Genomic DNA, 24,103 nt, shown 5'->3' with positions numbered 1-24,103 from the left:
TAGGAGGCGAAATACCTGTGCGAGTAGATGCCCATCAGCATTACTGGAAACCGGAGCGCGGAGATTATGGTTGGTTAACGCCGGCTACAGGCATTTTATATGCCGATTATTTACCGGAGCAGCTGCACGATCAATTACAACGTTACGGGTTTGATTGTTCGGTAGTTGTACAGGCGGCGCCAACGATGGAGGAGACGGAGTTTATGCTGTCTCTTTATGACAGCTACGACAACATAGCCGGTGTTGTCGGCTGGCTTGACCTGGATTCCCCGGATTTTCCGGCTCATTACAACCGCTTCCGCGGGCATGAAGGTTTTGTTGGCTTCCGGCCGATGATTCAAGACTTGCCGGAACCATGGATTTTGCGTCCGCAGGTAATGAAAAATTTGGAGCTGGTCGAGGCCGACCGGTTTCCGGTTGATTTGCAGCTAAGACCGCGCCTTCTACCTTATATGCTGGAAGCAATGCGTTCATTGCCCGAACTAACCGCCGTTGTTGACCATATCGCTAAGCCGTTTATAGCCGAAGGCGTGATGGAGCCGTGGAAGACGCAAATCGCGGAACTGGCTTCTTACCCAAACATGATGTGCAAGCTGTCCGGGCTAGTAACGGAGGCGGATCAGACATTGTGGAAGCCGGATGATTTGGCTCCTTATGTACACCATGTCGTACAGGTGTTTGGCATGGAGCGGGTTATGTTCGGCAGCGACTGGCCGGTATGCTTGTCTACATGCAGCTACGGCGAAGTTGTTGAAGCGCTGTTGAAAGCCCTGCCGGAAGGGATCCGCACGGATGGCTACGAGGCATTGTTCGGCGGCAATGCAATCCGCTTTTACAAGCTCAAGGCGAATGGAGAGGCGGACCAATCGTCTTTATCGAAGAAAGTAAAGTAGAGTAAAGAACTGAAATTTCATTGGAGGGCGTAAGCCCTCCTTTTACTTTTCCATATAGTGTCGTGTCCATAGTGTTTTTCATCTTGACGGGACTCCATATAGTGTCCTAAAATAAAGACACCGTTTGGTGTAATTTCTTTTCAGAGGGAGTGGGTGATGATGAGCGCAGTTGCACAGACACGGGATGTCTATTATGCCGTGGCCGATCCGACCCGGCGTGAAATTATTCGATTGCTAGCGGATGCGGAAGAATTGCCGCTCAATCGGTTAACTCCGCATTTTGCAATGGGCCGAACCGCAGTCTCTAAGCATTTGACAATTTTGAAGGAAGCCGGCATCGTAAGTGAGCGTAAAGTCGGCCGTGAGACGCGAAACCGTCTCAATCCCGCACCGCTGAAGGAGCTTCAGGATTGGTTGTCGTACTACGAGAAATTTTGGAAACAAAATATGGCTCGTCTGGACCAACTTCTTAAGGAGGAAGAGGAATGAAGCAAGATCTGTCGACAAACCGATTGTCGGCCACCGTTTTCAGTTCTGAAGGGAGCCGGTCCAAGGGTGGGATGGCGTCATCCATTGCGAAGTGCTGGAAGTCGTAGAGCTGCACCGTTTGTCGTATACTTGGGATGGCGGTGGAGAGAACACTACGATCATTTGGACATTGCAATAAAATAAAGACGGAACTGTTCATCTGCATCTTGATCAAACCGGGTTCAGCATAGTTCAAGCGCTCGGGGGCAAAATACGGCTGGACGAGCATGTGTGGACAACTTGAAAAAGTATTGGTTGTATAGTAATGCTATTGATATAAAAAAAGTGATAAAAGGAGCGATAAAAATGTCCTATATCGTTGATTTTAAAAATGTGTCTACTGTGGGTTTAGAATCTTCGCCTGTAGCCGATGCGCTTGCTGGTTTGCGCGCGAATGAAGCTCGTTATTTCATGAACAAGTACAAGCATGAATTTACAGTGGTACCCGCTAACGAAAGCCAGGAGACTCTTGATTATGTGAACCGAATTTTGAAAGAAGAACGTGGTATTGAGTTTGCGGCCAAACCTCTGGAAACGTCGCGTCTTCAAGTGGAAAATATCAAATGGACATTCGTCTTTTACGAAGATGGTCTTGCAGTCAACGTCCTGTATACGGTTGATGACCCTAAGAAGCGGGCCGTTGGTTTCAAGCTTTCTGAGGGGATGGAGGTACCAAAGGAGTTAGAAGAGAAGAAGTTTAAGTTTGCTCGACAGAAGTCCAAACTAGCTGGAACCATTCGAGGATCGTTTTTTGTAATTAAGAGAGAATATTAAAAGAAGCAAAGCGTAGGCATAGCGGTGGATCCGATATTTCGTTCGCAACACCACGCAACACCAGATTGCGATAATGGTATACGCTATTTAAACAACACATAAACATCATGGGGGCCGCCGCGAGATCGATATCGGGTGGCCTATTACGTTTTTTTCCTGACAGAGTAGGTCGTCATTTGCGCTGGATGGCCAAACTTTTTATGGGCACCTTGTTTGTGAAGTATGGTTTTTGGATGAATCCAGTAGTATCCCTGTTTGTTCTGCAATGACACGTGGCGGTAAAGGCATTCCATTCCTGAACCACCATTCCACTGCACTCACGACAACCACGCCAAAAAATTGCAGAAAAACATCCTCACTTAAACCTTGATTTTTTCCTTCGGTTACGTTGACATCAACCTTCTACTCTTGGATGACCAAATCAAGAAATCGACCCCCTCTTAAATAATAGGCAATTTTGGATGGTTTGTTGAGTAATCCACACAACACGAGGAATTGATTATTGCAAGCTTTTTGTTTCTGTTTAGAATTATAAACATGAGTTTTACAAACTATCAAGTTTTACTTCCGGCGGCTGAGCTGGTCAATAATAATTGTATTGACTTGGAGTTAACTCCAAAGAGTAAACTGCTCATATATCATCTGGAAAAATAAGGAGTGATTCGGCGGATGGAATACGTAAAACTAGGGAATACCGGCATGGATGTATCCCGGATTTGTCTTGGTTGTATGGGGTTTGGTGTGGTAGAGCGCTCGTTTCATAAATGGATACTCGACGAAGCGAGTATCGTAGGCCATCAGTGATGAGCACAGTGGAACGCTTATGGACGAAGCCGTTTATTCTCATGACGGCAGGAAACCTGTTTCTGTTTGTCGCTTTTTACATGCTTTACCCGACGTTGCCGTCGTTCATCAAACAAATGGGCGGCAGCGAATCCCAGGTCGGTTTGGCGATGGGTACGTTTGCGCTGTCCGCCGTTATTTTTCGTCCGTTAGTCGGCGGGCTGCTGGACCGCTTTGGCAGGCGTCCGTTTATCGTGAGCGGGTTGCTTCTTTTCACCTTCGCGATGTATATGTATGGCTGGGTCGGGGGAATTGTCGTTCTGATCGGGCTCAGAATCTTACACGGGTTGAGTTGGGCATTATCTACTACCGCCATGATCACTTCGATTACGGACACAATCCCGGCAGCCCGCCGCGGCGAAGGAATGGGGTGGTTTAGCACGTCCATGACACTGGCGATGGCGATCGGTCCGATGTTCGGTATATGGGTGACGCAGAACCATTCGTACAGCACTCTGTTTTTATTCGCCGTCGGCCTTTCTGTAGTGGCGCTGCTCCTCACTTTTGGTGCAAAAATGCCTTTCCGACCACAAACGGGCACAAGAAAAATGGAATTATACGAAAAATCGGTCTTGCCCATTGCGGCGTCGGTCTTTTTTCTGTTTATTTCTTACGGAGGTATTACCACCTTTGTTCCGCTGTTCGCCGGCTCAATCCAGGTCAATTCCGGTGCCTTCTTTCTGACCTTTGCTGCAACGCTTGCGCTCAGTCGTCCCATTTCGGGGAAACTTTCTGATCGGTTCGGCGAGATGGTTATTATTGCACCTTCACTTGTGGTTACGATAGCTGCCATGATTGTCTTGAGTGTCTCGACCGGATTAGCCGGTGTGCTGGTATCGGCAGTTCTGTATGGTATCGGCTTTGGTTCCGCGCAGCCGGCTTTTCAATCGGCAACGATACTATTGGCCCGAGTGGACCGCAAAGGGGTGGCCAACGCTACGATTTCGACTGCTAATGATCTTGGCATCGGGCTGGGTGCGATCATGCTGGGCTGGGTTTCCCAGTATGCTAGCTATCAGGTATTGTTCGAGGTAAGTGCCGTGTCCGTTGGGATTTCTTTGATCCTTTTCTCGGTTTTTGCTAAACGTGTATCGAAAAACAAAGAGCAGCGTAAGGGTGAGGATTCTAGTGCTTTCGATGAAAATGAATTTGAGAAATTCACGTAGTACGAATCGAAAAAGTGACACATTAGCAGTAACGCCCCGCTTAAATGCGGGGTATTATTTTTAATAAATGTCGATGGATAATTATGGTACAATAATTGCGAAACGTTTAATAATAGGGCATTTAAGATGTTCACACCGCATATTCCTTCGGAATAAAACTAACAAATTCCATGGAGGTTTTGAAATGTTACTGAAGGATTTAATAATGGGTTTGGATGTATTGGAGGTCTGCGGGAACTCGGATATAGGTATAAGCGGTATTGCATATGATTCGCGAAAAGTAAGACAGGGGGACATATTTGTTTGCATTAAAGGTTTTTCTGTTGATGGACATGACTTTATAAACGCTGCGCTTCGAAACGGCGCAACAGCTCTTCTGGTTGAGCAAGAAATAAACGTCCCTGAAAGTATTACAGTCGTCAGGGTAAAAGACACTAGATATGCGATTGCATATATTTCGAATATTTTCTTTGGCCAGCCTTCAAATCGTCTTGACATTATCGGTGTGACAGGGACTAAAGGTAAGACTACAACGACGTTTATGATAAAATCCATACTTGAAGCCGCAAGACAAAAGGTTGGACTAATTGGTACACTCGGGACACGTATTGGGGATGCAACGATTCAAACAGAAAGAACAACTCCTGAGGCATACGACCTTCAGTATTTATTTTCCGAAATGGCCGATAAGAATGTTGACAGCGTGGTTATGGAAGTGTCTTCCCAGGGCCTTGAGCTTCACAGAGTAAGCTGTTGCAATTTGGATATTGGAATCTTCACAAACCTATCCCAGGACCATATATCACCGAACGAACACAACTCAATGGAGGACTATTTCAACGCAAAACTCAAGCTTTTCAAGATGTGCAAAACGGGCATCGTTAATATAGACCATCCGTATGGAGAAGAAGTAATTCAAAAGGCTGAGTGTAGAGTACTCACTTATGGGATTGATAAAGATGCAGACATAAAGGCTTTAAATATTGTATCCAATAAAAGCTATGTTGAATTCGACCTGCAGAGCCCATGGGGAGAGAGAAGGATTAAAGTAAGCGCGCCTGGAAGATTCAGCATATATAACGCCCTTGCGGCTATAGGTGCCAGTGGCGTCCTGGGAGCTTCAACCGATGATATGGCAGAAGGCCTGGAAAAAATAAGCGTCCCGGGAAGAGCCGAGGTGATCTACACAGGTAACGGCTTTGCGGTTTTAACGGATTATGCCCATACTCCTGACAGCCTTGAGAACATACTGAAAACCATTAAAAACAGTTCGGAAGGCAGGGTGGTGTGTGTATTCGGTTGTGGTGGCGACAAGGATAGGATAAAAAGGCCGCTTATGGGTGAAATCTCCGGAAGGATTGCGGATTTTACCATAATTACTTCCGACAATCCCCGTACGGAGGAGCCTTACGCTATTATCAGGGAAATTGAAGAAGGTATAAAAAAGACAGATGCTGAATTTATAGCCATTGTAGACCGTAGGGAAGCTATCAAATACTCTATCCTGAATGCCAAACCCGGGGATATCATAATCCTGGCAGGCAAGGGTCACGAGACATATCAGATTTTTAAGGATAAAACCATTCATTTTGATGAGCGTGAAGTTGTAAAAGAAATTATTGATGAGTTAGATAAAGTTTTAAGAAAGGGTGATTTTCGATAGAAATGGTTAATACATATATGATAAGATGGTTTTACGAGGAAATACTGTCATACGTTATCAGTCCGATTTAATGTATGAAGGGGATGGTTGTTATGGAACCAGGAAGACCGTTCGTCGATGAAGCAGATCAAGCAGACATTGATAAGAACAAAGGAATCGCAATCTTATCGTACATCATATTTTTTATTCCTCTGCTTGCCGCCAGGGACTCGAAGTATGCGATGTATCATGCGAATCAAGGTTTGCTTCTGTTTTTAGCTGCAATAGTCATCAATATCGTAGGGGCGATCATTCCCTTACTCGGATGGCTGATCATTACCCCAATAGGGAACCTTGCCGTGCTTGTATTTGCCGTTTTGGGTATCATTAATGCAGCGAAGGGGGAACTGAAGCCGCTGCCGCTCATCGGAGGCATTCAAATTTTAAAATAAGCAGGCTGCACCCCAATCTGTCCGCGAGACGATCATTAATAAATTAAAGCCGACGATTCCTTAGAACAAGGAACGTCGGCTTTTTTTTGAGCAATTTTTTGATTCTGCCGGGAATTTTAGTGAAGGCTTAGCCGGTGTTAATCTGCATGGTAACATGGGGTTCATCGATAAAACCGGTTCGATTGTCATTGAACCGGAATACCTGAACGTCTACAAACATGGATTCATTGACAAGACCGGCTCTCTTGTCATTAAGCCGATCTACGATTATGCGACTGACTTTATCGATGGTCTCGCTTTTGTTGCCAAAGATGGACAAGGCTATCTGATAGACCGCTCTGGTACTGTGATAAGAGAGAGAGCTTATAACAGTATTGAGAAGTTCAGTGAAAACGTACTTCAAGTTCGGTCAACCGAGGCCAGCAACTACAAGCTGGGCCTTATCGATAATGCAGGCAATGTCATCGAGGAACCCGTTTACAAGACGATAGGAAAATTAAACGAAGGACTAGCTAGTTACTCCTGAGAAAATCGTATTTGAAAAAGGCTACTTCTCTCAGTATGACTTTTACATTAGGGATTCCCATGGAATTCCATATTGTTGCTTTATTTGATCATTTGGGCAGCTCTCCTAAAGTTCCCTTCTTAGATAATAGGCAATTATAGATGGTTTGTTCAGTAATCCACACAACACGAGGAATTGATTATTGCAAGCTTTTTGTTTCTGCTTAGAATTATAAACGTGAGTTCACACTTATAAAGAGTATTGGCGAATATGAGTTTTAAGGAGGATGCAATTCATGGATACATGGTCGATAGCGGACCTGCAAAAGATTTCTCAAGCTGATGACCTTCACATCTCGCCATTCCGTGAAGACGGAGTAACCTACGGCACCCCGACATGGATTTGGTCCGTTGTGGCTGGTGATTCACTCTATGTACGGGCCTACTACGGGCAGAACTCCCGTTGGTATCAGGCAGCAATACGACAAAAGGCGGGTCGAATCACTGTTGCTGGCATGACGAAAGAAGTCACTTTTGAACCGGTCGAGGGGCAGATCAATGACCTCATCGATGATGCGTACCGGGCAAAATATAAGGGCAGCCCTTATCTAAACTCGATGATCAGCACGCGAGCCCGTTCTGCGACAGTAATGGTTGTGCCGCGCGAAAACAAATCCTGATCTACACAAACTGCAAACAGCGTAAGTGCATGAAATCGACAATCCACGACCGATGCTGCATCCGAGGCACAAACTTCAGTTGGGATAAGACCTTTCCCCGAGTGACCATGAATCAAAGAAATACGCAGCCTTTCACGAATGTGCCAGGCTGGGCAGCCGAGATCACCCAAATGAGGAGCTTTCAAAATGAATGTAAAGGCCAATAACCATCCTGTCCTATTTGCCTTGATGTTATCCGCCTTTTCTGCATTAGGGCCATTTACGGTCGATATGTACCTTTCATCGCTTCCACAAATGATGGATTATTTTAGCACAAATGCATCTATGATCCAAATGAGCTTAACTGCCAGCTTGTTAGGATTAGGTATAGGGCAGCTTGTCGCAGGCCCATTAAGCGATGTTTATGGCAGACGAAGGCCTTTGTTAATTTTCATGGTTCTCTATTTACTGATTTCTATGGGGTGCGCCTTTTCACCAAACATCGGTATTTTTATTATCCTGCGCTTCATTCAGGGATTTGTCGCCTCCGCAGGACTTGTCATTTCCCGTGCGATAGTTCGGGACCGGTACAGTGGAGTAGAGATGGTTAAATTCATTGCATTGTTGACGATGATTAGTAATATCGCTCCATTAATTTCCCCTACTGCCGGAAGTGCGGTAAGTACGTTCACTTCATGGAGCGGCGTGTTTATCTTTTTAGGTTTTTTAGGGATTTTTCTAACGGGGATGACCGTGTGGGGAATTAAAGAAAGCTTGCCGGCTGATCGACGTGTTCCGGGCAACTTTATGGAAGTGCTAAGGAACTATGGTTCCTTGCTTCGGGATCGGGGCTTTATGGGGTATGCTCTTGTCAATGGCATCCTGTTCTCCGGTGTGTTCGCTTATGTAGCCGGTACTCCGTTTATTTATCAAAATATGTATGGCATTTCACCCCAACTGTTTTCGGTTCTATTTGCCTTAAATGGTCTCGGTATCATTTTAGGATCACAGTTCGTTAAACGGCTAGCCGGACGGATGGACGAGCGCCGTATTTTTCAGATCGGGTTGCAGTTAGCTTTTATCACAACCGCTGCCATCCTGATTGTTGTTTTATCTCATGGGCCATTTTTCCTTTTGTTTATTTCGATCTTCTTGTTTGCAGCATCTATAGGAATTATTGGCCCCGTTTCGTTTACGTTGGCTATGGAGTCACAAGGGCATATTGCAGGGAGTGCCGCCGCCATATTAGGCACTTTGCAATTTGCACTAGGAGCGGTCACTGCTCCCCTTGTAGGGATCGCAGGAGAAAACTCCGCATTGCCTTTTGGAGTCACAATTTTCATGACAAGTATATTGGCTGTCATCTCTTATTTAATCTTGGTTAAAAGGCCGGCCTTAGCTTCACAATAAATGCCTGTAATTGGGGATTACAATGCTAAATGTTACACTGAATAATGGTTTTGAGATGCCGATACTCGGATTTGGGGTTTATCAAATTGATGATGAAGATGTATGCGAAGAATCAGTTTGTAACGCACTAATGGAAGGTTACCGATTTGATTGATACAGCTGCTGTTTATAAGCGGTCGGCCGCGCCATCAAGCGGTGTGGCGTACCTAGAGAAGAGATATTTGTTAGAACAAAGCTTTGGATTCAGAATGCAGGTTATAACAATGCACAGAAATGCTATCAATAGCTGAAAAATATCATAAATCTGTGGCTCAAGTGGCTTTACGTTGGTTGATACAAAGAGAAATTGTTGTGATTCCAAAGTCCGTTCATAAGGAAAGATTCATCGAAAACTTCAATATCTTAAACTTTGAATTAAGTGGGGAAGATATGGAGCTTTTTCCGGCAGCCCGGTACGTTTAGTAAGCACCTATATTTCAATGATGTTGGATCTTGCCGAAATCCGAGCTTGATCGTTCATTAACCGGGATTAATGGACGATCAAGTGTGTCTGAATGGTTCTGTGTACAAAACAGATTCTGCCCAATAGGAAGAATTCACGAAAGCGACAAAGAATTATGACAGGATCATGAGAGTTAGCTGAGAAACGGAACTTAATAACTTGGTTGATTTCAACTATTGTTTCAGGCTTCTTACTTCTTGGGTTTTCGCGGCGCGGCCTGCTGACGTAATTTTGGGAAAAGACTTCATAGTCTGCTTTTAAAGCTTGCTCCAGAAACCATAGGAATATAATTCCATTTATTATATAATAATACGAAATGGAGGGGATATTTTTTGGATAATGATACTAATCTTGAGAATATTAGAAAAAAGCAAGAAGAGACTCGAAATCAGTTTTATGGAATAAAAAGGAAGGAGGGAAGAAAAGAGGAAAGGAAAGTGGATTCAACTTTAATGACCAGTGATGGAGAAAATGCTGTAGCTAAAATCATTAGAATAATAGCTATTGTGGAGATGGTTTTAGGGCTAATAGTTGGATACAAACTCGCTAATAGTGAAATTGCAAATATCCTTCATACTAAATCAGGTTTCCAATGGAGTGTGGCATTAACTTGGTGGATTTCAACTATTGTTTCAGGCTTCTTACTTCTTGGGTTTTCTGAAATTGTTAGACTGCTGCATGAAATCAACAATAAAGTTAAATAAAAAGCATTGAGATTCTAGTAAAAATCGCGAATAATGTACTTCAGACAAACCGCTGAGAGAAGCACGATCAGATTAAGAGATTGCTCCCGATCTGACCTTCATGGAAGCCTCGGTGGGGAAGCATTGAAGCTAGGTGGCAAGCTGGCCATGGTTTGCCTGACAGCCTTCTGAACTTAAACAAATATCAGTCATTCAAAATTTTCCAGTATTTAGGTGGAAAATCCTGCGAACCTAACCGCGTCGCGGCCGGCAGCAAGCTGCCTTAAGGTTCTCAGTGGAAGAAAGCGTTTATAAAATGCTTTTCTATCATGTTCTATTGTCGATTGACAAGAATATAGTCCGATAACGATCCGCGTAAATCGCGGCTTTTTTATTTTATCGGTACGAATTCTTGCCATAAGTGAGAGTCAAGAATTTGTACCGATTACCGCGGCGCAAAATAATTCTTTACATTGGATATTATTCATCTACCGACGATGAATGTAGTTTTGGGTAAGGTAGTTCTGATTTTATTGATAAGGTCAAAACCAACACACCGGAAGAGCGCGCGTAAACATAAAGGGGCGGTCCTATAAGCCATAAATATGGCAGAGGGATGGCCCCTTCGCTGTTTTGTAAAACAAAAAAGTCAGTGAGCAGATGTAGATAGGATGCGAAGACAAGACCCGGAACAGTCGAATCATATTGGCGGGCGAAGCCGTATGACCACATGAAAAATGGACGGAGAACGTCGACGTTAACGTTTTGGAGCCGCCGTATGCGGATAAGCATGTACGGTAGTGTGAGAAGTCGCGGGTTAACCGCCCTTACCAACTCGATTCATTACTCGCTGCTCCTGCTGTTTCTGAACTGGGTGGGAGCTATCCCGTAATATTTACGGAACGCTCTGGTAAAGGAATACAAGTCCGGATAACCGAGCGACAAAGCGATTTCGGTTACGGACAAGTCGGTTTCGGTGAGCAAATTCGCCCCGTTCCTCATACGCAATCTTTGCAGATATTGCAAGGGCGATATGCCGAGCTTCTCCGAGAACATGGAGGAGAAATGGGTGCGGTGCAAGCCGACGTGTTTGGCTACCTCCTGAACGGTTATGCCTTCGGCGTAATTCAGGTTCATAAATTTCTCACTATCTTGTATCCAGGCAAGTTGGTTTACCGTAGGCTTATTCTGCTCGCTTGCCGCCGCCAGCTGCGAGAACAGCCCGTACATGAAGCTGATGAACTGCAAATACTGGCTTTCATTGATGATGAGACGGCGAAATATATGGAGTAGCTCCCGGATCGTGCCGGGCAAATCGGGCAGGGCGGCGCCACACAAATATGGCTGCTGCTCGGTTACTCCGATATAACGAAGCAGCGAGCCCGTTCCCTCCCCATCGAAGCCGATCCAAGCCATGCGAAGCTTCGGATTCTCCGGATCGACCTTGTAATGGAACGTTTTGTTCGGAAACAAGCAGAACAAGTCGCCTTTGGTCAATGTGATCTGTTCGCCGTTAACCGCGTAAATCACTTGTCCCTCAAGTACAAAATGAACATTGTAATATCGAATTTGGCGAGGGCCGGACTGATAGTTCGGCTTCGCGATCATTCTGCCCGCATGGAGCGGCCATATCCCGATAGCTTTCTCCTCGGCGGTTGGCGTGTAGTATAAGAACTCCGCATTTTCACTCGGGAAGTCTTTCAAGCCCCGCATACGCATCCCTCCATCTGCTGCAAGTGTAACCCACGCACTACAAAATGACAATACATAGTACATATTGATATTCATCTCCAACCGCTTCTCCCTTACTATGTAAAGGAACGAGCTTACGCATCGTCCCAGGATCGAGATTTGCATAGAGGAGGTTCTTTTCATGAAGCAATTGACCGCAGTATTGATAGGCGCCGGCGCCAGGGGAGCGGGCAGCTACGCCCCGTACGCACTTAAATATCGTCACGAATTGAAAATCGTAGCGGTGGCCGAGTCCGATCCGGAGCGCAGGAACCGCTTCGCCGACACATACGGAATTCCCGCGGAGCATCGGTATGAGTCGTGGGAGACGATTTTGGCCGAGCAGAAGCTAGCCGATATCGCCATCATCTGCACCCAGGATCGGATGCATTACGAGCCGACCATTCAAGCGCTGAACAAGAAGTATCATGTGTTGCTGGAGAAGCCGATGTCGCCGGACCTGCGCGAGTGCATCGCGATGGAGAAAGCGGCGAAGGAGAACGACCGACTACTGACTGTTTGTCACGTGCTGCGGTATACGCCGTTCTGGAGCACAATCAAGCAAATCATCTTCGACGGGAATATCGGCCAAGTCGTGTCGATCCAACTGAACGAGAACGTCGGCTACTGGCATATCGCTCACAGCTTCGTTCGCGGCAATTGGAACAATTCGAACACGTCGAGCCCGATGATTCTCTCCAAATCGTGCCACGATATGGATGTGCTGTCGTGGATTATGGATCAACCATGCACAAGCGTCAGCTCCTTCGGATCGCTGATGCACTTCCATTCGGGCAACGCGCCGAAAGACTCCACGGAGCGATGCCTCGACTGCCCGGTACAGTCGACATGTCCGTACGCCGCAACGAGATTTTATTTAAGCAGCGAGTTTAAAGGGTGGGCGCGCCACTTTACGCATGAGTTGACCGAGGAAAAAATTATTCAAGGGCTGCGCGAAACGAATTACGGACGCTGCGTCTACCGAAGCGACAACAACGTCGTCGACCATCAGGTGGTCAATATGGAATTCGCGAACGGGGCAACGGCAATGTTCAGCATGTGCGGATTCACATTCGAGCAGGAACGTCGCATTCAGGTGATGGGAACGCGCGGGGAACTTCGCGCCGAGGGCGACAAAATCACTTGGTTCGATTTCCTTACTCATCGGAAGACGGATGTGACGATTCCAAGGCAGACGAGCGGACACGGCGGGGGAGACGACGGCGTCGTCGGCGGCTTTCTGAAGGAGGTCTCCAGCTACAACGGTCAAGAATCTCTCACGTCGGCCTCGGCTTCGGTGCGCAGCCACTTGATGGCGTTCGCCGCGGAGAAGTCGCGCTTGAACGGCGGCAAGGTGATCGAGCTGGCATCCTTCGCCGATCAATTTAGTTGAGTTATGCTGGTGTAAAAAGCTGTTCATGCATGGGAGGAGGGGCACGGCGTGGGAGACGCAAGCAGCCCTTTGAATGGCTGCTTGCGTTTTTTAAGCCGACGGATAGCAGATAATCGTCTTATAGATTTCTTTGTCATCCGACAGATTCGTATATGTGTGCGGACGACCGGCAGTGAAATGAACCGCATCGCCAGGCCTAAATGTGTGCCTCTCCTAGGCAATGGATATTTGCAGCTTCCCTTCGACCATCAAAATGTACGCTTCAACTCCGTTATTACTTTCCTTGAAAATGAGGTGGGGGGATGATCCAAGATTGCGCTTCCTACCAGATGAAATTGGATTATGTACCCGCTTTGCAATCTGAGTTGCTAAATAAAAGGCACGAACCCAGAAACCGAGCCCTGAAAACTCGTTGATTCGTGGTTATATTTGACCTAATGCGACTAACCCTTACGTTGTGAGTTTTCTTTTGCCTCCAAACTTAAGGACAAATTCAAGGAATTGATGGCGAAGCTTCATGCGGATCTGAAGGGGCTTCTAGCGATGTGCAGCAGCCTGACGTAGGTTCCGTTAAGACCGAGAATCCTCCTTCCGATCCAGCACAAGAGGAAGACAACAGTTAGGCTCTGTTCAGCGCCCTGATCCTTGTTGCAGTAAGGTCGATGTGAGAAAGGCTCCAACAGGAGGCATCTCTTGGCTTGTCGTGGGAGGTCCAGTGAGCTCGACATCTGTTGTAGCAATCCAGGTCCCGCGCTCGCCTGCTTGTATTGAGGGGGGCTTCATCACGAGCTGTCCGCTTAATATATAATGGCGAGTTCGAATGGAAGGGTCATCGAAAAGAACTAAATGTCCCGAATACGAAGCATACGGTGATTCCATTCTGATTTGTTTCGTTCCTTCATCCCAATTCCCATGAATCTGAATTTCGGTGCCTCGAAAATTAATTGTACCCGTTACAGTGTTGCCTGCAACTGAATTGATGTTAAATGTACCATAAACGACGGGTCTACCTCCTGCTGTGGTTTGAATACCCCAACGTGAAGGGGACGGAATACTAGCCATGTTGATCGCTCCTATTAGGTATTTATCATTCCGAATACATCTTATGTGGGTGTTTCCCCATTGGTCTGTACGAATGCCTATAGCGGCAGTCTGGAGTGTGGTGCTGATGAGCGTTGTCATGGGCAATGACCTATACTAAACAGATTCTGCCCAATAAGAAGAATTCACGAAAGCGACAAAGAATTATGACAGAATCATGAGAGTTAGCTGAGGAACGGCATTTAAATGACTTGATATGGTAACCTAAAAGTGAAATTACTTAGAGGGGGTGTTACCTTCATGCGATTCCAAAGCAATGTGGTTAGTGTCGAACCGATTCCAATCTCAATGACTAAGGTGCTCTTTGAATCGATTAAGATTGGCATTATTAAATCGAACCTCATTGCGATGATAGCGGGGCTTAGCATGGCGATGTTCGTTCATAAGATACCATTCTTCGATAAAATAGGAAACATGACATTGGCTTTAATCGGAACAGTTTTTGTGATTGGAGCAGCCGGTATCTTTAATAATTTATACGACCGCGATATCGACACTATAATGGAGCGGACAAAAAATAGACCGACCGTATCTGGCATCATTGACGTCTGGAGCGGATTGTTCATCGGGGGCTGGATCGCGGTCGGCGGTCTTATTGCGCTGTATATTGCTTCTCCGCTTTCCGCTTTCCTTGGCTTTCTAGGGCTATTTATCTATGTCGTGCCTTATACGATTTGGACGAAACGCAGAACAATCTATAATACGGAGGTTGGCAGCTTGTCAGGAGCGATGCCTCCTTTAATCGGTTGGGCCGCGATCTCGCCTGACATTTTACATCCCGGTGCCATTGCGTTGTTTGTGTTAATGGTCATTTGGCAGATGCCCCATTTTTACGCGATTGGGATTCGGCGCATGGAGGAATATCGTGCGGCCAACATCCCGATGTTGCCAGTCGTCAAAGGGATTCGGAGAACGTATGTGCAGATGAACGCTTATCTGGTTGCGCTGTTCCTGAGTAGCTTTTTGTTCTGGTCCTTTAATCCTTACATCGCCGTGGTCAACGCGATCTTAAGCTTAGGCTGGTTAATTCTAAGCATCAACGGTTATCGTCGGAAGCAGGAGGACAAGTGGGCCCGTTCGATGTTTATTTTTTCGCTGAATCACATTACTGTACTGCTAGTGATGATTGTAGGCTACTCCATAGGTGCTCCTTTATTTTAATAGGAATACGGCGTGGAATAAGCCAATAAGCCAAATTATGCCAAGGTCAACTGAGGTCTGAAAAGAGGGAATTACCGAGTTTTGATTGTCCGTTTCTTGTAGCGTGGGCGTTAACAAACAAATTAAAAAGCTGCTGGCGCAAACCGGCAGCTTTTTAATTTGTTTGTTTTGTAGAGAGAGGGTTATGTTTCTAGTCTTTTATCGCTATATGTTCTTGACCTCCGACATCATCATCAGTTGTTAGCTCGCTCGGGGGAGAAGAGTCTAATAATAATCCATTTCATCGTTAATATCTCGAATATCCCGTGGAACAGTACATTTTCTCACCAAAATCAGCACTGGTTGAAAAATGAGTTTGGAAAGTTCCAATAAATGAAGAACGCTACAAGAGCGTTGAACTAACGGGCAGGCTAGTGAGTGATAGTACATTTGAGATGCCGAGGGACGGGCAAAAAAGTTGAGCTACAGTATCCATCGGTAACCTCAACTCGTTAGAGTAGTAACCAATTGAAAGAATGTTTAAAAATAAGTGTTGCATGCTTCTGAGTGGAAGGATAGAATTGGAAAAATAATATTCAGGAAGATGTTCGGTTGTACTCTGAAAAAGGGAAAGGAGTAGAACTAAAATGCCTGAGTCAGGGTTCCGTAGATTGGAGCGTTAATTTTATTATCACATAATGGATGGGAGAGTATTATGTATCCAATTAAATTGGTTTTGTTTGATCTAGATGATACACTTTTACACTTTGCCGACTATTGGGAAAATAGTGTTAAGGACGCGTTCAGAAATCATTTTTTCACCAGTGAAATGAATAGTAACGATTTATTTGAAGTCTTTAGTAATGTAGAACAATTCTTAGTAAAGAAATTAGATAGCAAACAAATTTCTTTTGACGAATATCGAACTAAACGTTTTCTCTATTCTATGGATCAAATGGGGAAAACAACGGATGTAGAAACGGCAATTAACTTTGAAATGTTCTACCAATCAATAAGTAAAAAGCATATGAAGCCTAATGTGATGATAAACAAAACCATTAAAGATCTTAGTAATTATTATCAAATAGGAGTATTGACGAATGGAAGCAAAGGGTGGCAAAATGATAAATTGGAGGCAATCGGATTAGACGGTATCATTCCAAAAGAGTATGTGTTCATATCCGAAGTTATCGGCTATGAAAAACCAAGCCCAGAAATTTATCATTATGTTCTAAGTATGACTTCTTTACCACCAGAACAGGTACTTGTCGTGGGCGACTCTTGGACAAATGATGTTGCGGCTCCAATACAAGAAGGGTTGAAAGCTATATGGTTAAATAAGAAGAATTATCAAGTACCTCAAGAGCCTCGCCCTCTAGCAGTGATTACCGAAATAGAGGAGTTACGTGCGATTTTGTTGTCACACGTAGGGGACAGTCCCCTTGATTGAGTACCTTATTCGCGCTATTCCGCTAATGGATACGATAGATCAATACAAATATAAGAAGGATACCGCGGGAAAGATCAGGCGGCCTCGCTAGGCCAAACGGGCAGTTTACTTCAAAAGTAAGAATGATTTGTAATATAATTGAAATCATCTCTTCACCTTGCATTAATAAATGTAGCCTATAATAAGAGTTGACCCCCTTTTTAAATATAAATCTTAGCCCCACAGCCCGTTGCTGTGGGGCATTTTTTTACCATTGAAGTAACGGGCAGATTTACGACAAAGTGGGCTTAAGTATTACGCATTCATGATATAATTGTTATGTAAGAGGGGGGGTTAGGATGAACAGTATAAAATCGCCCGGAGGTTCAATATATCCCTATTATTATAAGGGTGGGGAGATCCACTGTCTTAAATATGGAAGTTTTTACGCGAACAAAGATTCCTTGTTTGCTTTGATGAAAAAGGAAGAAGAGTTTATCCTGGATAAGAAGCGACGAATAAGCATTTGGGTCGATTTCTATAAAACCAAATTGACAAATGAGGTAATCACTGAGTTTGTAAATAGCATTTGCCGGCTAGCTCCCTCCATAAGTAAATTATCAATAGTAGGCTGCTCTACTATTGCAAAATGGAAAATACTCCGCCAACTAAAAAATACAAATGAATTACTCCCATTAAAGTTCTTTGTCGATCCAGAAGATGCAAAAACTTGGCTTGTATCTGAGAGGATTCAATGAATGTTCAATGAACATTGAAGTAACGGGTACGATAGCACAGAAAATACATCAGGGGACCGCAGCGGGTAAGATTCGGGGCGACGGCCCCATTAAGCTATCGGGCAGCATGCCCTTATTACTTTTATTACATAATGAGGGATTATTATCCTCAAAGGCGAATGTTGATTTATATAAATTTGTTACGGAGCTCTGTAGATGAGCGAGTAATGATGCAAAGGGATGTTCTTGTCATCCGACTATTGTCGGGTGACAAGAACATTATCTTATTAATTGCCGCATAAATGGCGGCTTTTTTGATTTATGGGATAAAGTTCTTGTCAAATTTCAATGACAAGAACTTTATCCTATTCCCGACGGTGGTTACATAACATCATATTGACGAGTTTTGTGCCGAAAAGCTTATTCCGAACAACTTCCTTTAAGGGAGACGGATATGGCGACGCCGAAGGTGACGAATGCCGCTTTCCACAATCCGCTGAGCTCGCTGGATCGGATCGTGTTCGGGTCAAATCCGTACACGGTTGGTACCGCCTACTTCGATAACATCACGATAACGACTCCGTAACGGCGGAGCGGCAAGACACGAGCCTCTTGAAGCAGAAGGATCCGGGTGGCAAGCCAGGACCGCTTCCTTTAGGGGGTTTTTATTTCCAATCCCAATAAGCGTATAATGAAGTTATCCCATAATGGATTGGAGAGTGCAGTCATATGCAATATCGTAAATTAGGCAAGAATGGCCCGGAAATATCGGCCATCGGGTTCGGCTCTTGGGCAGCCGGCGGAGATTGGGGAGGCCAGGACGATCAGCTTACTGCAGAAAGCGTTCGTGCCGCGTTAGATGCCGGGGTTACCTTTTTTGATACGGCACCGGTATATGGAAAAGGGCATTCCGAAGAAGTGATAGGCCAAGCCTTAAAGGGCGACCGCAGCAGGGTAGTTCTCGCAACCAAGTGTGGCATGGTGTGGGATGAGAACCTGAAGGTTTCCAAGAACGGCTCCTACGCCTCCATCCTTCGGGAAGCGGAAGATTCCTTGCGTCGCCTAGGTACCGACTATATTGATCTTTATCAGATGCACTGGCCGGATACGGATACGAAGGCCTCTGCGGAAGAAACGATGCGCGCCATGGACAAGCTGGTCCAGGACGGGAAGGTCCGCTATGTAGGTGTGAGCAATTACAGCATTCCGCTGCTGGAGGAATCCCTTGCGGTCCGCCACGTCGATTCCCTGCAGCCTCCCTATTCGATTCTTAGACCGGCCATCGAGAAGGAAATTTTGCCCTACTGTCAAGAGAAGGGGATCGGGGTAGTTTCCTACAGCGCGCTAACCTCGGGGCTTCTGTCCGGTAATTATACCTATGAGACCAAGTTCCCCGAAACGGATTGGCGGTCGCGGAACAAAGCTCACACGGTGGACCTGCGCAGCAACGTGGATCGTGCGGAGAAGCTGAAGGTGATCGCGAATGGGCTCGGCCTCACCCTTCCGCAGCTTGCCGTCGCGTACGTCCTCGCGCATCCGGCGATCACGAGCGCCATCGTAGGTGTCCGAAAGCCGAGCCATATTCTCGGTGTGTTACCGGCAACGGAAGTGAAGCTGGACGAAGCGACGTTAGCGGAAATTCGCGCGATCGCCGCAAGCTGAACGGGGTGTTCCTTACTCCATCAGTGTACTAGCCGTTGCTGTCACTCTTAGCGAGCGGGACGGGGCGGCGCACCGCGTGGCAAGTATACTGGAAGTGAGTAGGTTTCAAAATGTTCAGTCATTTCCATTCCGGGCAACCTCACTTATACTTGAGGGTAGAACGAAAGTGAGGAGTGACGGGTCATGGAATATGGTAGATTGGGTAAGACCGGGCTGAATATTTCGCGGATTGGCTTAGGCTGCTGGAATTTTGGGAGCAGCAATCCGCGGTGGGGAAAGCCAGGCAAGGTAGATGCTGACGCGGCGGTTAACATCATTCATCAAGCTATCGATAAGGGAATTAATTTTTTTGACACGGCTAACCGTTATACCGGCGGGGAGTCCGAGGAGATTCTCGGCCGAGCGATCCGGGGGCATCGCGATAAGCTCGTCATCGCAACGAAGGTGCATGGCCAATTGGGCCCGGGGCCTAATGAAAGCGGCCAATCCCGGTATCACATCATGCGCGAGGTCGAGAGCAGCTTAAAGCGGCTGAACATCGATTGCATCGACTTGTATCAAGCCCATGGGGTGGACTTGAATACGCCGATGGAGGAATCGCTTCGTGCGTATGACGATCTGATACGCCAAGGGAAAGTGAAATATATCGGTTGCTCCAATTTCCCGGCCTGGGTTCTTATGAAGGCGCTGTGGGTGAGCGATGTCAATAAACTGGCCAGCTTCGTCTCGGTCCAGCCGAACTACAGCTTGACGAACCGAGCCATCGAGAAGGAGCTGCAGCCGATGTGTGTGGATCAGGGCATCGGGATGGTGCTCTACAGCCCGATGGGCGGCGGGATCCTCACCGGGAAATACGAGGAATCCATTCCGGAGGGCAGCCGCGGGGCGGAGGAGCCAGTGGTGGCCGAGCGGGCAAGGCAGTTCCAAAACGGAGTCAAGGTGCTGCGGGGCATCGCCGAGGAGCTGGGCAAGACACCGGCACAGGTCAGCTTGAACTGGATTATTCATCGTCCGGCCGTTTCCTCTGCAATCATGGGAGTTAGCCGCACCGGGCATCTGGACGATAACCTCGGAGCCGTCGGCTGGAGGCTGTCCGAGGAGCACGAAAAGCAGCTCGATAAAGCCTTCCCGGCAGGCTGAGTCCGGAGAGCTTCACGCAAACCGAACCCCACTGGTTTCCCTGTGAGATCAGTGGGTTTGCTTTTTACTGTCGCGCCACGGTCAGTTCCTCTTTCGTGTTGTCGGGAATGGGATGAAGTTCTTGTCATTTATGACAAGGTCTGACAACACTGTGAGGAAGTCGGATCTTCAAGTCTCTCTGGAACCATAATGTCCAATGACACAAAAATGCCTACATTGTAGTAATGTGACACAAAATCACCCACATTATAGACTCCAGGATAATAACGAGAACCGCGTGTAGACTCTGAGACTATCCCCCTCCGACTATGACATGAACATTATCTCATTGTTAGAAGAAAATAAAGTTCTAGACTGGAAAATAGAGTGTTTGACTGAGAAAATAAAGTATTAGATTGGCGATGCTTTATTAACGGGCAGTTTAACACAATGATTTTGGCAATACCATTCGCTATGGAAAGACGTCTTGACTTACAGTTCACTCTAAGTCCTATACTTTCATTAAAGTTATACAAAGGAAACCGCTAATCCAATACTGGGGGAGGCAAAATGAATTACACAATTGGACAGTTGTCTGAAATGATGAATATTTCCACTTATACATTACGCTACTATGAAAAGGAAGGGCTATTGCCCTTTGTAAAGCGTAATAGTAATGGAATACGAGTGTTTGATGAATCGGATTTTGAATTTCTACACGTCATTCATTGTCTAAAAAAGACGGGTATGTCCATCAAAGAAATCCGGACATTCATTGATTGGACGAAAGAAGGAGACGCATCAATTCAGAAAAGACATGACATGTTTCTGGAAAGAAAGAGGGAGGTCGACAAGCAAATCGCGGAATTGGAGCTTTACCGCGAATGTATTGAATTTAAGTGCGGGTATTATCAAAAAGCTTTAGAAGCAGGTAGTGAGGATGTACATCGAAACAGTGATGGGCCAGAATCGAAGATGCCACTAGGTAACTTAACTAAATTCAATAATAGGAGGAATCCATGATGAAGGTTGTTGTAATTGGTGGGCGTGGACATATTGGAAGTTACTTAGTACCCAAGTTAGTTAAGGCGGGACATCAGGTACTCTGTGTTTCACGCGGGATAAGTAATCCATATAAGAATGATCCTGCTTGGAATGAGGTAGAGCAGGTTGTATTAGATCGTGAAAAAGCCACAAGTGGAGAATTTGAAAAGCGAATAGCTGCATTAAGCGCCGACATAGTAGTAGATTTAATTAACTTTTCGGTGGAAAGTACAAAAAGTATGGTTGAGTCTCTGGGAAGTACAAACTTATCTCATTATCTATTCTGTTCTTCCATATGGGCACATGGGAGAGCAACGAATTTGCCAATGAGAGAAGACCAGCCTAAATATCCATTGGATGAATACGGAACGCAAAAGCTAAAAAGTGAACTGTATCTACATGAACGCTTCCGCCAAGAAGGATTTCCGGGGACAGTAATTATGCCCGGTCAAATATCAGGCCCGGGATGGAGTATTATTAATCCTGTGGGAAATGCAGATTACATGATATTTGACAAAATCCGGCGTGGAGAGGAAATCGCCATTCCTAATTTTGGGATGGAGACATTGCATCATGTACATGCAGATGATGTTGCACAGGTTTTTTATAACGCAATCGTACACCGAAAAGCCGCACTAGGTGAAAGCTTTCATGCTGTTGGAGATGAATCCATTACTTTGTTTGGATATGCGCAAGCGATGTACCGCTTTTTTGGAAAGGACGAGAAAATAAAGTTCCTTCCGTGGAATGAATGGTGTGACATTACAAAGGACAAAGAGCATATTGAGAAGACATATCTTCATATCGCCCGCAGCGGCCAATTCAGCATTGAAAAAGCAAAAAGTCTCATTGATTATCGGCCAAGACATACTCTTTTGGAGACAGTTGAAGAAAGTGTTTCTTATATGGTGGAGCATAAATGGTTTGAACGGGGCTAGAGACTATTAAGCGTGGTATCACCACAACAAGCCACTCCTGACCTTAATTGCTAGGTTATGAACAGTGGCGCTAACGGGAAACGTTAGTTGAAATGAAACAGCGACAATCTAAGACTATATTTTCTCGTCCTTGGCTGTCGCTGCTTCTATTTCTAAGAGGCAGTCTAATACTTATTTTATGGAGTCTAACGGGTTTGGCGATTCGAATTGCCGCGTAGAATATGTAGATCCAGTCTAGCACTTTTTACCAAAAGTGCGGAACAATGTTTGCAGAGAATCAACGGGGCACCTCAAAGAGTTCTTTTGTTGCCTCCTGATATTACAAGAGCTCATTCAGGTGCAGGGTGGATTACGAACATTTTGTACCATTTTTTTGCTCCCTCCGCCGATGTATACGTAATGCCAACGTTGGGACAACATGTACCGCACACTCCTGAACAAAACCAATGGATGTTCGGAGACATTCCAGAAAGCAAAATTCTTGTCCATGACTGGATCAACGATTGCAAGACATTGGGAACTATACCAGCGGATTATGTAAAGGACATTTCCGGCGGAGCGGCGGATTGGGAAATCCCCATCAGCATTAATCGGCTCGTATTGGAAGGCAATTGGGATATTATTTTGAACATCGGGCATGTAGTCCCTCACGAGGTACTGGGTTTTGCAAATCACAATAAAAATTATTTTATCGGACTGGGAGGCAAAGATACGATCTGTGCCTCGCATATGGCTGCCGCTTGCTACGGGATCGAAAACAATTTGGGAAGCCTTGTAACCCCGCTCAGACATTGCTTTAACAAAGCGGAATCGGAATTTTTGTCTCATTTGCCGGATACCTACATTCAGGTCGTGATGAAATACAACGAACAAGGAAAGCTTGTACACAGCGGTTTTTATTGCGGGGACGATTTGGATACGTATTTACTTGCTGCTAAGCAATCGAAAAACGAGAATATTACGATTGTTCCTCCATTGAAAAAAGTAATTGCCGTTATGCAGGGAGATGAGTTTTTCAGCACCTGGGTAGCTAACAAGGCAGTCTATCGGACGAGAAAGGCGATGGCTGACGACGGTGAGCTAATTATTATAGGACCCGGACTAAAGCGGTTCGGAGAGCAGGATGTGGTTGATAAGCTCATTCGCAAATACGGGTATGCCGGAACGCCGCGTGTTCTTGAACAATGGAAGAACAATGAAGATTTAAAGGATTTAACTCATGCTACGGCTCATCTCATACACGGCTCCTCAGAAGGCAGATTTAAGATTACTTACGCTCCAAAGTATTTAACCAAAGAAGAAGTCGAGTCGATTCATTACAATTATCTCGATTTTGAAGAAGCGATGGAACTCTATCCTCCGGATAAGCTCAAAAATGGCTTTAATATATTAGAGAACGGAGAAGAAATCTATTTTATCAGCACACCTTCAGCGGGTTTATGGACAACCCGAGAAAAACTAAATCAATAACGATGCGGCTGCGTTAAATGAAGGTGAATTGAAGAGATGTTTACATAAAAAGGCATGTTCCTCTATGTGGAAAATAATGCTTCCAAGCCCGTTTTTAATGTGCTACATTTAATATAATTCGTAACACTCGTATACATTTTTAAAGTAAGACCGATTTTTTTTGCCCATCTCGTGCTACGATTTTTTTTATTTGTGTTACGAATAAAAGCAAATAGATTAGCAGTGGAGGAGGGTTATGAATTTTGATAAAACGTTTTTTCCATTTTACCAAGTTAAAACAGAT

21 protein-coding genes and 4 pseudogenes are annotated in these 24,103 nt (G+C 45.4%); 23 read left to right on the top strand and 2 right to left on the bottom strand.

All coding sequences use genetic code 11. From position 1 onward, the window contains the following. Positions 1–17 precede the first annotated feature (17 nt). The 3 genes from EYB31_RS34915 to EYB31_RS34905 all read left to right on the top strand — a co-directional run bounded on the left by EYB31_RS34915 (position 18) and on the right by EYB31_RS34905 (position 2,195). Complete coding sequence (locus EYB31_RS34915; protein ID WP_131018204.1) at positions 18–893, top strand: amidohydrolase family protein; 876 nt, start codon at positions 18–20, stop codon at positions 891–893. A gap of 159 nt (positions 894–1,052) precedes the next feature. Next, entirely contained in the window at positions 1,053–1,382 is a 330-nt protein-coding gene (locus EYB31_RS34910) for an ArsR/SmtB family transcription factor (RefSeq protein WP_131018227.1), read from the top strand. 345 nt (positions 1,383–1,727) lie between these two features. Next, entirely contained in the window at positions 1,728–2,195 is a 468-nt protein-coding gene (locus tag EYB31_RS34905; RefSeq protein WP_131018226.1) for a phage tail protein, read from the top strand. Between the two features lie 198 nt (positions 2,196–2,393). Here EYB31_RS34905 and EYB31_RS41625 read toward each other — a convergent pair. Beyond that, positions 2,394–2,543: pseudogene (locus tag EYB31_RS41625) on the bottom strand (TetR-like C-terminal domain-containing protein); the annotation flags it as partial. A gap of 321 nt (positions 2,544–2,864) precedes the next feature. On the opposite strand from EYB31_RS41625, the pseudogene EYB31_RS34895 reads away from it, so the two are divergent. The 10 genes and pseudogenes from EYB31_RS34895 to EYB31_RS34855 form a co-directional block, all read left to right on the top strand. Next, positions 2,865–2,975: pseudogene (locus EYB31_RS34895) on the top strand (aldo/keto reductase); the annotation flags it as partial. Between the two features lie 32 nt (positions 2,976–3,007). Continuing rightward, positions 3,008–4,204, top strand: a complete 1,197-nt coding sequence (locus EYB31_RS34890; protein ID WP_131018225.1) for an MFS transporter — start codon at positions 3,008–3,010, stop codon at positions 4,202–4,204. A 184-nt stretch (positions 4,205–4,388) separates the two neighbouring features. Further along, the gene (locus EYB31_RS34885; protein ID WP_131018203.1) at positions 4,389–5,867 is read left to right on the top strand and encodes a UDP-N-acetylmuramoyl-L-alanyl-D-glutamate--2,6-diaminopimelate ligase; all 1,479 of its coding nucleotides are present in this window, start codon (positions 4,389–4,391) and stop codon (positions 5,865–5,867) included. An 83-nt stretch (positions 5,868–5,950) separates the two neighbouring features. Beyond that, a complete protein-coding gene (locus EYB31_RS34880; protein ID WP_131018224.1) occupies positions 5,951–6,298 on the top strand; it encodes a DUF4870 domain-containing protein in 348 nt (115 codons plus the stop codon). 97 nt (positions 6,299–6,395) lie between these two features. Then, positions 6,396–6,449: pseudogene (locus EYB31_RS41710) on the top strand (hypothetical protein); the annotation flags it as partial. Between the two features lie 3 nt (positions 6,450–6,452). Further along, positions 6,453–6,824 carry a WG repeat-containing protein gene (locus tag EYB31_RS34875; protein ID WP_131018223.1) on the top strand — a complete coding sequence of 124 codons (372 nt, stop codon included), beginning with the start codon at positions 6,453–6,455 and terminating at the stop codon, positions 6,822–6,824. 274 nt (positions 6,825–7,098) lie between these two features. After that, positions 7,099–7,482 (top strand): DUF2255 family protein, encoded by a 384-nt coding sequence (locus tag EYB31_RS34870; RefSeq protein ID WP_131018202.1) that lies wholly within the window; start codon positions 7,099–7,101, stop codon positions 7,480–7,482. Positions 7,483–7,668: 186 nt separating this feature from the next. Beyond that, entirely contained in the window at positions 7,669–8,871 is a 1,203-nt protein-coding gene (locus tag EYB31_RS34865; protein ID WP_131018201.1) for a multidrug effflux MFS transporter, read from the top strand. 22 nt (positions 8,872–8,893) lie between these two features. Then, positions 8,894–9,309, top strand: a pseudogene (locus EYB31_RS34860) (aldo/keto reductase); the annotation flags it as partial. A gap of 396 nt (positions 9,310–9,705) precedes the next feature. Beyond that, the gene (locus EYB31_RS34855; RefSeq protein WP_131018200.1) at positions 9,706–10,077 is read left to right on the top strand and encodes a hypothetical protein; all 372 of its coding nucleotides are present in this window, start codon (positions 9,706–9,708) and stop codon (positions 10,075–10,077) included. 822 nt (positions 10,078–10,899) lie between these two features. On the opposite strand, the gene EYB31_RS34850 is transcribed toward EYB31_RS34855, so the two are convergent. Then, the gene (locus tag EYB31_RS34850) at positions 10,900–11,769 is read right to left on the bottom strand and encodes an AraC family transcriptional regulator (RefSeq protein ID WP_165452777.1); all 870 of its coding nucleotides are present in this window, start codon (positions 11,767–11,769) and stop codon (positions 10,900–10,902) included. Between the two features lie 160 nt (positions 11,770–11,929). Here EYB31_RS34850 and EYB31_RS34845 point away from each other — a divergent pair, with 160 nt between their 5' ends. The 10 genes from EYB31_RS34845 to EYB31_RS34800 all read left to right on the top strand — a co-directional run bounded on the left by EYB31_RS34845 (position 11,930) and on the right by EYB31_RS34800 (position 23,820). Continuing rightward, positions 11,930–13,180, top strand: a complete 1,251-nt coding sequence (locus EYB31_RS34845) for a Gfo/Idh/MocA family protein (RefSeq protein ID WP_131018198.1) — start codon at positions 11,930–11,932, stop codon at positions 13,178–13,180. Between the two features lie 1,341 nt (positions 13,181–14,521). Next, entirely contained in the window at positions 14,522–15,442 is a 921-nt protein-coding gene (cyoE, locus tag EYB31_RS34835; protein WP_240763166.1) for a heme o synthase, read from the top strand. A gap of 694 nt (positions 15,443–16,136) precedes the next feature. Next, positions 16,137–16,871, top strand: a complete 735-nt coding sequence (locus EYB31_RS34830; protein ID WP_131018196.1) for an HAD family hydrolase — start codon at positions 16,137–16,139, stop codon at positions 16,869–16,871. Positions 16,872–17,209: 338 nt separating this feature from the next. Beyond that, positions 17,210–17,608 carry a hypothetical protein gene (locus tag EYB31_RS34825; protein ID WP_131018195.1) on the top strand — a complete coding sequence of 133 codons (399 nt, stop codon included), beginning with the start codon at positions 17,210–17,212 and terminating at the stop codon, positions 17,606–17,608. A gap of 433 nt (positions 17,609–18,041) precedes the next feature. Next, on the top strand, positions 18,042–18,173 hold the full coding sequence (locus EYB31_RS41350) for a hypothetical protein (RefSeq protein WP_276322126.1): 132 nt from the start codon (positions 18,042–18,044) through the stop codon (positions 18,171–18,173). 143 nt (positions 18,174–18,316) lie between these two features. Continuing rightward, positions 18,317–19,249 carry an aldo/keto reductase gene (locus EYB31_RS34820; RefSeq protein WP_131018194.1) on the top strand — a complete coding sequence of 311 codons (933 nt, stop codon included), beginning with the start codon at positions 18,317–18,319 and terminating at the stop codon, positions 19,247–19,249. A 183-nt stretch (positions 19,250–19,432) separates the two neighbouring features. Next, positions 19,433–20,389 (top strand): aldo/keto reductase, encoded by a 957-nt coding sequence (locus EYB31_RS34815; protein WP_131018193.1) that lies wholly within the window; start codon positions 19,433–19,435, stop codon positions 20,387–20,389. A gap of 549 nt (positions 20,390–20,938) precedes the next feature. Then, the gene (locus EYB31_RS34810) at positions 20,939–21,391 is read left to right on the top strand and encodes a MerR family transcriptional regulator (protein ID WP_131018192.1); all 453 of its coding nucleotides are present in this window, start codon (positions 20,939–20,941) and stop codon (positions 21,389–21,391) included. Next, positions 21,388–22,350, top strand: a complete 963-nt coding sequence (locus tag EYB31_RS34805) for an NAD-dependent epimerase/dehydratase family protein (RefSeq protein ID WP_206105522.1) — start codon at positions 21,388–21,390, stop codon at positions 22,348–22,350. Before EYB31_RS34810 ends, EYB31_RS34805 begins: the two co-directional genes overlap by 4 nt. A 207-nt stretch (positions 22,351–22,557) precedes the next feature. Further along, entirely contained in the window at positions 22,558–23,820 is a 1,263-nt protein-coding gene (locus EYB31_RS34800; RefSeq protein WP_131018191.1) for a nickel-dependent putative hexonate epimerase, read from the top strand. Positions 23,821–24,103: the final 283 nt, after the last annotated feature.

Origin of the sequence: Paenibacillus thalictri (assembly GCF_004307995.1) — a bacterium.
GTDB classification, from domain to species: domain Bacteria; phylum Bacillota; class Bacilli; order Paenibacillales; family NBRC-103111; genus Paenibacillus_AF; species Paenibacillus_AF thalictri.
Note: the sequence above shows the minus strand (reverse complement) of the source record. Positions and strands in the feature narration are given on the sequence as shown.

Excerpts from the sequence above, each read along its gene's own strand:
- EYB31_RS34910 (WP_131018227.1), top strand. The coding sequence starts at position 1,053 with ATGAGCGCAGTTGCACAGACACGGGATGTCTATTATGCCGTGGCCGAT.
- EYB31_RS34905 (WP_131018226.1), top strand. The coding sequence starts at position 1,728 with ATGTCCTATATCGTTGATTTTAAAAATGTGTCTACTGTGGGTTTAGAA.
- EYB31_RS34885 (WP_131018203.1), top strand. The coding sequence starts at position 4,389 with ATGTTACTGAAGGATTTAATAATGGGTTTGGATGTATTGGAGGTCTGC.
- EYB31_RS34880 (WP_131018224.1), top strand. The coding sequence starts at position 5,951 with ATGGTTGTTATGGAACCAGGAAGACCGTTCGTCGATGAAGCAGATCAA.
- EYB31_RS34875 (WP_131018223.1), top strand. The coding sequence starts at position 6,453 with ATGGGGTTCATCGATAAAACCGGTTCGATTGTCATTGAACCGGAATAC.
- EYB31_RS34870 (WP_131018202.1), top strand. The coding sequence starts at position 7,099 with ATGGATACATGGTCGATAGCGGACCTGCAAAAGATTTCTCAAGCTGAT.
- EYB31_RS34865 (WP_131018201.1), top strand. The coding sequence starts at position 7,669 with ATGAATGTAAAGGCCAATAACCATCCTGTCCTATTTGCCTTGATGTTA.
- EYB31_RS34850 (WP_165452777.1), bottom strand. The coding sequence starts at position 11,769 with ATGCGGGGCTTGAAAGACTTCCCGAGTGAAAATGCGGAGTTCTTATAC.
- EYB31_RS34845 (WP_131018198.1), top strand. The coding sequence starts at position 11,930 with ATGAAGCAATTGACCGCAGTATTGATAGGCGCCGGCGCCAGGGGAGCG.
- cyoE (WP_240763166.1), top strand. The coding sequence starts at position 14,522 with ATGCGATTCCAAAGCAATGTGGTTAGTGTCGAACCGATTCCAATCTCA.
- EYB31_RS34830 (WP_131018196.1), top strand. The coding sequence starts at position 16,137 with ATGTATCCAATTAAATTGGTTTTGTTTGATCTAGATGATACACTTTTA.
- EYB31_RS34825 (WP_131018195.1), top strand. The coding sequence starts at position 17,210 with ATGAACAGTATAAAATCGCCCGGAGGTTCAATATATCCCTATTATTAT.
- EYB31_RS41350 (WP_276322126.1), top strand. The coding sequence starts at position 18,042 with ATGGCGACGCCGAAGGTGACGAATGCCGCTTTCCACAATCCGCTGAGC.
- EYB31_RS34820 (WP_131018194.1), top strand. The coding sequence starts at position 18,317 with ATGCAATATCGTAAATTAGGCAAGAATGGCCCGGAAATATCGGCCATC.
- EYB31_RS34815 (WP_131018193.1), top strand. The coding sequence starts at position 19,433 with ATGGAATATGGTAGATTGGGTAAGACCGGGCTGAATATTTCGCGGATT.
- EYB31_RS34810 (WP_131018192.1), top strand. The coding sequence starts at position 20,939 with ATGAATTACACAATTGGACAGTTGTCTGAAATGATGAATATTTCCACT.
- EYB31_RS34805 (WP_206105522.1), top strand. The coding sequence starts at position 21,388 with ATGATGAAGGTTGTTGTAATTGGTGGGCGTGGACATATTGGAAGTTAC.